Here is a 10813-nt window from a genome sequence, read left to right on the forward strand (position 1 = left end):
TTTTAATTACACTGCATTCCATCATTGCAAAAAGTAATTTACAAACAATAAAACCGATACACATAAATCTGTAACTATCTTCTTCCTCTGATCCTTCATTAAATAGCCTTCTATTCCATTGACTAAGAACATAATACCACCAAGTAAAAGAGCTGATTTTATAAAAAAGCCAAATCCAACTATAAAGGCTAGAAGTGCTGTGATTAGTAAAGAAACAGTAATCAATGTATGGATAATCTTAAAAGGTTTGCTGCTTTCTCTTTTTTGATCCTCAAAGAAAAATCGTATTATCTTCATTTGAAACCCACCTGACAGTTTTTGCTTAACCTCAACGCCCGATAAATACCAATAGCGTTTCCTTCCTTATATATGAATTTCAACAAAAACTCTGGTAATCCTTCCTGGATTAATCATAAATGCATCACCCCCCTCTTCATCCAACGAATACTCTCCCTCAAGTAGGGTAAATCTTAAACGTAAGCAGCTATGATTGAAAGGAGCGTGCAATAAAGAACATGACCTCAATGAATAACAACAGCAAGCAAACTCCAATAGAGCAAAAATCGGTTGGCGAGTATTTGTTTGATTGCCTAAAACAGGAGGGCATTACTGAAATTTTCGGGGTGCCGGGAGACTATAATTTCACATTGCTTGATACACTTCAGCAATATGACGGCATTCAATTTTATAATGGACGGAACGAATTAAACGCGGGGTATGCAGCGGATGGGTATGCCAGGATCAATGGCATGTCCGCTCTGATTACGACATTTGGGGTCGGCGAGCTGAGCGCCTGTAATGCAATAGCCGGTGCCAATAGCGAACATGTCCCAATCATTCATATTGTCGGTGCACCACCCGAGAAGTCTCAAAAAGACCAGAAACTTATGCACCACACTCTGATGGACGGAAATTTCGACGTGTTCCGAAAAGTCTATGAGCCGATTACCGCGTATACTGCAGTTGTGACGCCGAATAACGCCAGAATGGAAATTACGGCTGCGATCCGGGTTGCAAAGGAAAAGAAAAAGCCTGTGTATCTGGTTATAGCCGACGATGTAGTGGCTAAGCCGGTATCCGTCCTTGATGAGCTGGAATCGCCTCTCACAACCTCGAACCAGGATAAACTGCAGGAAGCTGCGGATCATGTCCGCCGTCTTCTGGAGCCTGCCGGGCGGCCGGTAATCCTCGTCGATGTTAAGACAGTGCGATTTGGCCTTGAAACGGCCGTCCGGGAGCTGGCCAATGCGATGAATGTGCCTGTCGCGACGATGATGTACGGGAAGGGTGCATTTGACGAATCCAACCCGAATTATATCGGAATGTACGCCGGTACGTTCGGCAGTTCCGAAGTCCAAAGCATTGTGGAAAGCTCGGATTGCGTCATTGCGATTGGGCCGGTGTGGGCGGATACGAACACTGCGTCGTTCACCGCAAAACTGAATCCGCATAACACAATTGAAATCCAGCCAGACATGGTCAAAATCGGTGTATCTGAATATCCGGATGTACAGGCTGCCGACATGCTGCAGGAGGTACAACAAATTGGATACAGGAGCAAGGCGAAGCCGGAAAAAGTGAGCTTTCCGTACGAAGAAATCACTGGCAGTACGGATGATCCGCTTAAGGCTGCCAGCTATTTTCCGCGTTTTCAGCAAATGTTGAAAGAAGACGATATTGTCATCGCCGAAACAGGAATTTTCTATTACGGGATGTCCCAGGTAAGACTGCCCCGCAACACAACCTATATTTCACAGGGAGGGTGGCAGTCGATTGGGTATGCCACCCCAGCGGCCTACGGTGCGAGTATCGCCGCGCCGGAACGACGGGTTCTGCTGTTTACCGGAGACGGCTCCCTGCAGTTGACGGCCCAGGAAATCAGCTCGATGCTTTATTATGGCTGCAAACCGATGATATTCGTCCTGAACAACGATGGCTATACCATCGAGAAATACTTGAATGTCAAAACCGAACCGGACGAGCAGCAGTACAACAACATCCCGGCCTGGTCGTACACAAAGCTCGCCGAAGCCTTTGGTGGCAATTTGTTCACAAAAACAGTCCGGACCAATGGGGAGCTTGAACAGGCGATAACCGAGGCGGAGCAGGAATGTGACGAAAAACTCTGTTTGATCGAAATGATCGCCGCCGACCCGATGGATGCACCGGAATACATGCACCAAATGAGGAAATTCAAACAGCAGCAAATGTAGATTAGCAGGGACGGTTCTAGTTTGCCAACCGGCAAACCGGAACCGTCCCCTTTTCTTTGCTCGTGTCAATCCACCATCCATGGTGATTAAATAAGCAAAAAGAAAAGTACCCCAGGCAGCACGGATAAAACGGCTGAAGGGGGTACTTCTTTCAGATTATTGGTTAATATAGAAGATTCTTGTTTCCTTTTCAACTTTTCCAGCTGTATTGGCCGCTTCAAATGTTACAACATGGAATTTTTCTCTCAATGGTTCTTTTAGCTGGAGGGAGATGGTCGATGTTTCCTTATTATATTCTGGACTGTAAGGAATTCCGTCCACTATCACCCTAAGGCTGCTTTCATCAATCGGTGCGCCATTTATTCTTTTCAGGTTGGCTGTCAAAAGCGGTGAATTGCTTGGAACAGTTTCACCCATTTTTAATGCTGGTGTAATGGTCAGTCCCTGGCCAGCTTCTATAGGATTATGCTCTGCTGCCTTCTCCACTTCTTTTAGGAGCCGCAGTGTGTTTTTTCCAAGTAATTTTTCAATGTCCTGCTGAGAAAAGCCGCGGCTGAATAATTCTTCTGTTACTTTGTAAAGCTCGGATGCATCTTTTATGTCAGAAGGAAGCGGTCCTCCGTCAAAATCGGATCCGAGGGCCACATGGTCAATTCCGGCTACTTTTACTGCGTGCTCGATATGGTCGACATAATCCTTAATATATACTTTTTCATTCGGATAGCCGTATTTCAGGAAATCAGGATAGAAAACAACTCCCACGACACCACCGTTTTCAGCGAGAGCCTTCAGTTGTTCATCTGTCAGGTTGCGTGCGTGTTCCCTTAATGAGGATGCACCCGAATGGGTGGCCATAATCGGCGCTTTTGAAACCTCAATCACATCCCAGAATGACTGTTCTGATAGATGGGATACATCGATAATCATCCCCAGTTTGTTCATTTCCTGCGCTACTTCTTTTCCTAGCTCTGTTAATCCCGTCGGGGACGGTGTCCTGGCTGGATCTCCATACACCCTGTTGGCACCTTCCCCTAGCGCATTGGAATAATTCCATGTAAAGCCAAGGGCTCTTATTCCAAGGTCATAATATTGGTGAAGCAATTCAATGGCATTGTGCTGTTCAAGGGAATAGGCGCCTTCTCTCCTCGCCTTTTCAATTTCCTTTAGAGATGTGGTGATTTCCATAACATCTGAATTTCGCTCTTCCGTCCAATAAAGAGCATTGATCAGAGCCAAAGTCCTGCTGATGCTGCGAGGATTATTTCCATAATATCCGGATGTATAAGCCGCGAAAAAAGGAACGTTCAGTCCTCCCGCTTGCAGCTTTGGAATATCAATGTGGAAGTCGGTATTGCCTCTGATGTCGGTTTCAGGAAGCCATGTGGTCGGATTGACGGCTTTCATCATCGTATCGTTATGGCCATCTACCACTGTTGCATTAAAATGGATGTCCCGTGCAGAAAGCTGTTTTGCGTTTGAAGAATAGCCCGCCGTAAGAAAGACAGACAAAGCCAATAGCGTCACCAAACCCAGATAAAATAGCTTTTTCATATTGAACCTCCTATTTTCACCGCTCTTATGCATTCTTTTTCCTTAAAAAAGGCAGCTCCTGCAGCCTCCTTATATGTGAGAGATTAAGTATGAAAGTAAAGATCTTTACTAGTCCCCATTCTATATTCAGAATATTTTGATGTCAATAAATATGGTAAATACAGGAAGTTAGTCCCTGTTTGAGAGCTGTTTGAGCATAATGGTTCCAGAGCAACGGTCATTATTCCCTATAAAGATAACAGTACCTAAATAATATTTCCCAAATGAAATTAACAAAGGCTGCCGACAAAAAGATAAACCAGCCACTTCATCTTCTCCCTTACATAAGCGGGATGTGATATTCTCAAAAAAAATCTCTCCAGCATAAGACTGGAGAGATTTCCTGATACCTGTATCTATCTTTACTAAGCTTTTTCCAGAAAACTAGAACTGTTCGCCTTAACCGATATTGACACCAGCGCGTTCGAATGCTGCTGCCTCGAGGATGGACATGCCTTGTGCTTCAGCAGCCTTTGCTGTTTTTTCCGATACTTGTGGAGCAAGTTTCGCTGGAGCAGCATAAGACATTTCCCTTGCGCGTGCTGAGTTCCTGCGCTGGAAAGGTCCCCAGATCGCAAAGGTTTTACCTGGATCTTGAATATTTAGAAACATAGTGTTTCCATCTGGTGAGAAAGTTGGGCCTGCCAATTCAGAATCACTCAGGCGGTTGGCGGCAAAAACATAGACGTTTCCTTCTGGTGTAATTCCAAGCAGACGGTCCTGGCCGGAGCCGTCTTCCGCAATCCACAGATCGCCCCATGGAGTCATGCAGATATTATCTGGATATTCCATATCCTTGGCGTCATTTCCCTCATAGAATAGCTCTAATGTATTGGTGTGAGGAATATAACGGTACACGCGTCCAAGCTTTTTCTCGCCTGCTGATGTGTCATCGAACCAGAAGACTCCGCTTTGGAAGAACGCCCCCTCTAGTCTAGAGAATTCGATACAGTTTTGAGCCTTAGCTTCCTCGCGGCATAAGTGAGGATCAACTTCTTTCCAAACGATTTGGAATGTTTGGCCTGTTTTAAACGTGCTTGCTTTTGGATCTGTTACTGCTTCAATCGCTGCCGCATAAAGCTTACCGCCTTTATGTAAAGAGCCTACTGTTTGGCTGGTGTCATTCGGAATGAAACGGTAGAAATAACTTGGGCTGGCATCTTCAGTTAAATATACATAACCTGTTGATGGGTCGATTGCACATGCTTCGTGTGAGAAACGCCCCATTTCCTTGATAGGAGTTCTGGACAATTCGTTCTCCGGTTGTGTTGGATCGACCTCGAATACATAACCGTGTGTTGCGGAACGTGTTTCTTCACAAGTCAGCCACGTTCCCCATGGAGTTGCACCGCCAGCACAATTTCGGATTGTTCCGGAAGAAGTTACATATTCTTTGATAACCTCACGATTTGCACCTACAACTAGCGCCGTTGTTCCACCTGCAGCCGCTGGGTCATAAGGGTTTTTTCCAACGACAGGATGTTTTGCGCTATTACTTAATTCATGGTTACGAACTAGAATCGTTGTATTATTTGGTCCTTCAAAAGCCGCCATCCCATCAAACATTCCAGGAATTTTGCTTCCGTCTGTCATCGCTTCGCCCTCTACTGAAATAATTTTGTAGTGGAAGCCTTGTGGAAGATCTAGAATTCCATTCGGGTCTGGGACAAGAGGGCCATATCCGGCAAAGCCGCTTGCAGGATTATCATTTTTATCAGCTAAAACCTTTGATCCAAGTGTTAGAACACCAGTTGATCCGAGAGTAAGAGCAAGTGTACCCATTCCTCCAGCTTTCAGGAAATCGCGTCTGTTCAAGCCATTTTTCGAAGTTTGTTTAGTATCCATATGGTATGTATCTCCTTCGCAGGTAAATTTTGAAGCACACGTTTAGAATAGTCTGCGAATTTTAATAATTGATGGATTCCATGTAAGTGTTAAATTAAAAATTATTAAGTAATGTTAAGGAGGGTTGTAAGGGCTGCCAAGACTGATACGGCTTATACTTCCTGCGTTGGTTATTATTGGAATATCCACTTTATCGGGCGAAAATCACAGAAAAACCAAGGTTTAAACTATACTGCCTTAACAATTTTAATACTATTTTTACTATTCTTTACACTCGTTTTATAAACATTTACTTGTTATTTCACTATAATCAAGGTGTTTACATAACCAACTTCAAAGGAGGCATACAACAGTAAACCATTCTTTTTTTGAAAAAAGACTGTGTTAGTTAAATTGAATGTTGATTTCCACTCCACAAAGGAAAGCTTCTAAGATTAATCATCGCAGAGACAGGCGGTTTTTGCCTGTCACGAGGCACTTCGCTTTCCGCGGGCGGCCTGGGAGCCTCCTCGGCGTAACCGCCTGCGGGGTCTCCCACTGACCTTTTCTCCCGCTGGAGTCTACGTGCCTTCCGCTTCAATCAACGCTTTTAAAATATCAACACCATCCATTAACACAGCCTGAAAAAAGAAACGGTTTTAGATTCATTTCCACCCATAATAATCTCACTGGAGGTGTAGTTCTTGCTACAAAACATCGGAATTCCGGGATTAATTCTCGTCCTTGTGATTGCGTTAATTATTTTCGGACCATCTAAATTGCCTGAATTGGGACGAGCGGTCGGATCGACATTAAAGGAATTTAAAAAATCCACCCGTGAGCTGGTAGCCGACGAAGATCAAACAAAAGAACAGAAAGTGCTTGCTGAAGAAAAAAAGGCTTAGCCAAAGATAAGAAGATGTAAGCGACACGTTGTGCTTACATCTTCTTTTAGATTTTCCTGCACATATAAAAGAGGAGGCAATGCAAATGCAAGACAGAGATATACATCTCATTGGACATTTAGAGGAACTCCGCCGTCGTATCATCATAACTATGTGCGGCTTTATCTTTTTTTTAATTGTAAGTATGGTGTTTGTATCTGATTTGTATCGCTGGCTAATCAGGGATTTTGACGGAAAGCTGGCTGTGCTTGGCCCAAGTGATATTTTATGGGTATATATGACGTTAGCATGTGTGTTTGCAATTGCAGGCACCATTCCCCTGGCTGCCTATCAACTATGGAAGTTTGTTGCGCCTGCATTGAAAGATGAAGAGAAACAAGTAACGCTTAAGTTTATTCCGGGTTTATTTTTGTTGTTTATTTTGGGAATTTGTTTTGGTTATTTCGTACTCTTCCCAATCGTGTTGGGCTTTCTTACAAGCCTCTCAGCGGGGGAATTTGAAACAATGTTTACGGCGGAAAAATATTTCGGGTTTATGATCAACCTTACTCTGCCGTTTGGGTTTATTTTTGAAATGCCACTCGTCGTCATGTTTTTAACCCGACTGGGAATCTTGAATCCGGCTAGACTCAAGAAGGCACGAAAAGTCTCCTACTTTGCGTTGGTCGTTGTATCGATTCTAATCACGCCGCCCGATTTAGTATCGGACATCCTGGTCATCGTTCCGTTGCTGACGCTATACGAAATTAGCGTATCCCTCTCCAGCTTCATTTACAAAAAAAGAATTAATGTAGAAACTGCTGTGCAGGTTTAAGCAAATAGGGGGACGGTTCTGGTTAGCCATAGACAAACCAGAACCGTCCCCATTTACAATTAGTCATTATAATAAATACGAGCAATATCTTCTGGAGACTTCACTGAGGAAGTATCACCCTCCTTAACTAAAATGCTAAATGAAATAATCTTATCCTGCTCATAACGAACTCTATCGGTGAATCCTAATTCAAGAAATTTTTTCGGGTTTCTCGCAATCTTATTTTTATAATGATTGGAATAGATTTCCAGATGAATCCGTGTATTTTGGAGATTGTGCTCTTTTAAAAAAGATATGAAATCATATAGTTCTAAAAATTGTATATCGTGATTCACCTTTTTCTTTACATCAATAATATGTACAAAAGGATCAAGTTGATCGTTGAACTGGGACAAGGCATAGGATAACGACTGCTCTTTTTTGCTTATTATTTCCTGCTTCATTATGTTTTCCTTTACAAAAAAGCTAAACTGATATTCCACATCTTTACCATAAACCTCTTCGATTGCTTGTTTTGTAAGTTCTTCTGCTTCCCTGCTCCATTTAGTTGCCAAGTAGTCTTCAGTAAACTTTCCTTCTTCTTCATAGGCACTCATCCTAAAAACAAGCTTTTCCTGGCCGGCGGGGAAAACTTTCGCTCTAATAATAATCGGGCCGCCGAAATATTTTCTTACCTTTGATATTTCCTTGATTTCGAAGGGTTCCCCGTATTTTTCCTGCAAGTAACTTTTAAACTCATGTTCATGTTGTTTGAGCTCTTCTTTTTCCTCTTGGTCCCCTGCACATCCACTTAAGAAAAATAGGCCAAAAAGTAATATAAGTAATCTTAATTTGAAAATGGGACTTACCCCCTTTCCGTTTCCAACTGACATTTACGTTTCTATCCTTATAATTCAACAAAAACCGGAAGTTCCCTTCTCAACGGATAAAAGGCCGGTTCCCATTCGCCTCATGGCAAACCAGAACCGTCCCTCCCTGCCAACACTATTGGTTATAGTCCCAAATAATTTCATAATCCCCTCTTTTATTTTTCACCACATAAACATATTGCAAGAATGCAAAGTTCCCATATTTCCCCCTGTACTCTTGAATCACCTCAAACTTATAAGCCTTTTTAAAAACGGGTGTATCCTTGGACATCCTCCAGCCACTAACTTTTTCTGCATCCCCAATCGAATATTCAAATGTGTCCGCTCCAAAGTGCCCTATAAATACATGTGATCGATCGGTTATGTACGTAGTTTTTAGCCACTTTTTCTTCATAACTGAATGCAATAGGTTCCACGAATCGCCGAAATTCCCTTCCTGTTCAAATGAATAAAATTCATCCACAACTCGTTTCGCCTTCTGGCTCGGAGATACTGCCAGGACAATAAAATAACCAACAATCGCCACTAAAATCAGGCCAACCACCAACAATGCTGGACGTTTGCGTTTATACATAAGCACTCCTTTGAAATTGGCTATATCAAAGGATATGTATTTATTAAAGAAATAGTATGCAAATGGGGAGGTTCTAGTTTCCGGAACATCCCCTGTTTACCAAAAGCATCCTGGCATTTTCACTTTTTACAATTTTATAACTATATAATTACTCCTCCTTCACACTCAATTCATTTACGTTTAGTAGTCTTTAAGTGACTAAATGAATGGAGGGATTTTAAATGAAGATGAAAAGTATTTTCCGAAATGTCATGATGTCTGCAGCAATTATCGGTATTGGGACTGGAGCAGTGAGCCAGGTACAGGCGGCGGAACTGATTAAGCCATCTCTTAATCCCAACAAAATCCTGAATGTTGCGCATCGCGGTGCATCGGGCCATGCTCCTGAGCATACGATTCCTGCTTACAAGCTCGGCCAGCAAATGAAAGGTGACTACATAGAAATTGACCTTCAAATGACAAAAGATGGCGAACTGATTGCCATGCATGATGAAACGTTGGACCGTACCACGAACGGGACCGGCCTTGTAAAGGACTTTACACTCGCTGAAATCAAACAGCTTGATGCTGGCTCTTGGTTCAATGAGAAATATCCACAGTATGCAAAGCCAGAGTATGTCGGCCTTAAAGTTCCGACATTGCAGGAAGTTATTGAAACATTCGGTACCGGCGCCCGCTATTACATTGAAACAAAATCTCCTGAAGTTTACCCTGGCATGGAAGAAAAACTAGTGGAAATCCTAAACGAGTATAAATTGACAGGGAAAAATGTGCCTTCCAGTAAAGTCATTGTTCAATCCTTCAGCGCAGACAGCCTTAAAATTACGCACGAAATGGATCCGACCATTCCATTGGTGCAATTGCTTTGGTACGATCAGCCAGCAACTTTGACAGATGAAGAGCTGGAAGAGTACAAATCTTATAGCATTGGACTTGGCATGAACCATGACACAATCGATGAAGCCTATGTACAAAAGGTCCGTGAGAGCGGCCTTCTGATCCATCCATATACAGTAAACGAAACAGCCGATATGGAAAAACTGCTGGATTGGGGCGTAACAGGCATGTTCACCAACTTCCCGGACCGTCTTCAAGAAGTTATGAAAAAACGCAATTAATAAAAATACGTTTTTGGGTGCTTTCTAATAAATGACATAAGGAAAAGACGTGTGTATCGGCCACACGTCTTTTCCTTATTTTTTTAGCGATTGGAATTAACAGTACATTTAATGCCACTTCTTAGCGAGTCTTCTATAATATTCTTCTCTGAATGCCCTTCTATCCAGTAATAGCTGGATTCTTTCTTCGCTGGATTCTTTCAATAAACTTTCATGATTGCTTCCCAGATCCTTCAAAAGATAGTTGTGCCGACCTGAAAGGTTTCCTTTTAGTTTTTCATTGACCCTATCAGAATCGTAGGCACAAACGGAGAGAAGTCTTTTTTCACTAACAATTACATCAGCTTCTTTTTCAGAGATGGATAATTTTTTATGTACTTCACGTTCATCTCCCCATTCTACGTGAGCCCAGCTTCGGACAGCAACTCCCTCTTCTGTATAGCCTTCAATTAAGTTAGGCAGGCATTCGAAGATTGAATTACATTGAAAATCTCCCTTAGCATAATAAAAATCAAAATTATTGATGATGATTACTTTCTTTAATTGGCTATGGCTCAAAATCGTTGCAAGCCTTTTTTTCAACATGAGATTAATTCGGTCATTTTCTATTATGATTGAATATTGATTCTGTTCCAAACCGCTAATAACAAAGTCCTCTATATGATTTATATACTCTTCTAGGTTCTCGAAAATATATAATATATGTCCCTCAGTATGGTTTTTAAGGTGATTGATACTTTTAAAATTCGTTTTTTCCAATACGGCACCCCATTCTCATCATAAGCTAGTAAAAAACTCCCTTAGTTCCTTTGTGAAGAAGTATGGTAACAGGGGCATTCATCATCACCTTTTCAGCTACCTACATTTCCAAGCATAACATTGGTTTGTAACAATGACATGAAAATT

At 42.3% G+C, this 10813-nt stretch carries 10 protein-coding genes; 4 read left to right on the forward strand and 6 right to left on the reverse strand.

Features of this window, described 5'->3' with window-relative positions; translation table 11 throughout:
• Window positions 1-21: 21 nt before the first annotated feature.
• On the reverse strand, window positions 22-297 hold the full coding sequence (locus A8F94_RS09080; protein ID WP_066198694.1) for a hypothetical protein: 276 nt from the start codon (window positions 295-297) through the stop codon (window positions 22-24).
• Between the two features lie 218 nt (window positions 298-515).
• On the opposite strand from A8F94_RS09080, the gene A8F94_RS09085 reads away from it, so the two are divergent.
• Complete coding sequence (locus A8F94_RS09085; protein ID WP_066198697.1) at window positions 516-2213, forward strand: alpha-keto acid decarboxylase family protein; 1698 nt, start codon at window positions 516-518, stop codon at window positions 2211-2213.
• Between the two features lie 156 nt (window positions 2214-2369).
• Here the strand turns inward: A8F94_RS09085 and A8F94_RS09090 are convergent, their stop codons facing one another.
• Window positions 2370-3764, reverse strand: a complete 1395-nt coding sequence (locus tag A8F94_RS09090; RefSeq protein WP_066198700.1) for a dipeptidase — start codon at window positions 3762-3764, stop codon at window positions 2370-2372.
• Window positions 3765-4202: 438 nt separating this feature from the next.
• A complete protein-coding gene (locus tag A8F94_RS09095; RefSeq protein ID WP_066198703.1) occupies window positions 4203-5648 on the reverse strand; it encodes an alkaline phosphatase PhoX in 1446 nt (481 codons plus the stop codon).
• 683 nt (window positions 5649-6331) lie between these two features.
• On the opposite strand from A8F94_RS09095, the gene A8F94_RS09100 reads away from it, so the two are divergent.
• Complete coding sequence (locus A8F94_RS09100) at window positions 6332-6532, forward strand: twin-arginine translocase TatA/TatE family subunit (protein WP_066198705.1); 201 nt, start codon at window positions 6332-6334, stop codon at window positions 6530-6532.
• Window positions 6533-6617: 85 nt separating this feature from the next.
• A complete protein-coding gene (gene tatC, locus A8F94_RS09105; protein WP_066198708.1) occupies window positions 6618-7346 on the forward strand; it encodes a twin-arginine translocase subunit TatC in 729 nt (242 codons plus the stop codon).
• 59 nt (window positions 7347-7405) lie between these two features.
• On the opposite strand, the gene A8F94_RS09110 is transcribed toward tatC, so the two are convergent.
• Entirely contained in the window at window positions 7406-8218 is an 813-nt protein-coding gene (locus A8F94_RS09110; protein ID WP_066198711.1) for a hypothetical protein, read from the reverse strand.
• 112 nt (window positions 8219-8330) lie between these two features.
• Window positions 8331-8789, reverse strand: coding sequence for a hypothetical protein (locus A8F94_RS09115; protein ID WP_066198713.1), 459 nt, complete (start codon window positions 8787-8789; stop codon window positions 8331-8333).
• Window positions 8790-9016: 227 nt separating this feature from the next.
• Between A8F94_RS09115 and A8F94_RS09120 the strand changes: the two genes are divergently transcribed.
• Complete coding sequence (locus tag A8F94_RS09120) at window positions 9017-9907, forward strand: glycerophosphodiester phosphodiesterase (protein ID WP_066200374.1); 891 nt, start codon at window positions 9017-9019, stop codon at window positions 9905-9907.
• A gap of 108 nt (window positions 9908-10015) precedes the next feature.
• Here the strand turns inward: A8F94_RS09120 and A8F94_RS09125 are convergent, their stop codons facing one another.
• Complete coding sequence (locus tag A8F94_RS09125; RefSeq protein ID WP_066198716.1) at window positions 10016-10666, reverse strand: MEDS domain-containing protein; 651 nt, start codon at window positions 10664-10666, stop codon at window positions 10016-10018.
• Window positions 10667-10813: the final 147 nt, after the last annotated feature.

This window comes from Bacillus sp. FJAT-27225 (assembly GCF_001685025.1).
Taxonomy (GTDB): Bacteria; Bacillota; Bacilli; order Bacillales; family Cytobacillaceae; genus Bacillus_D.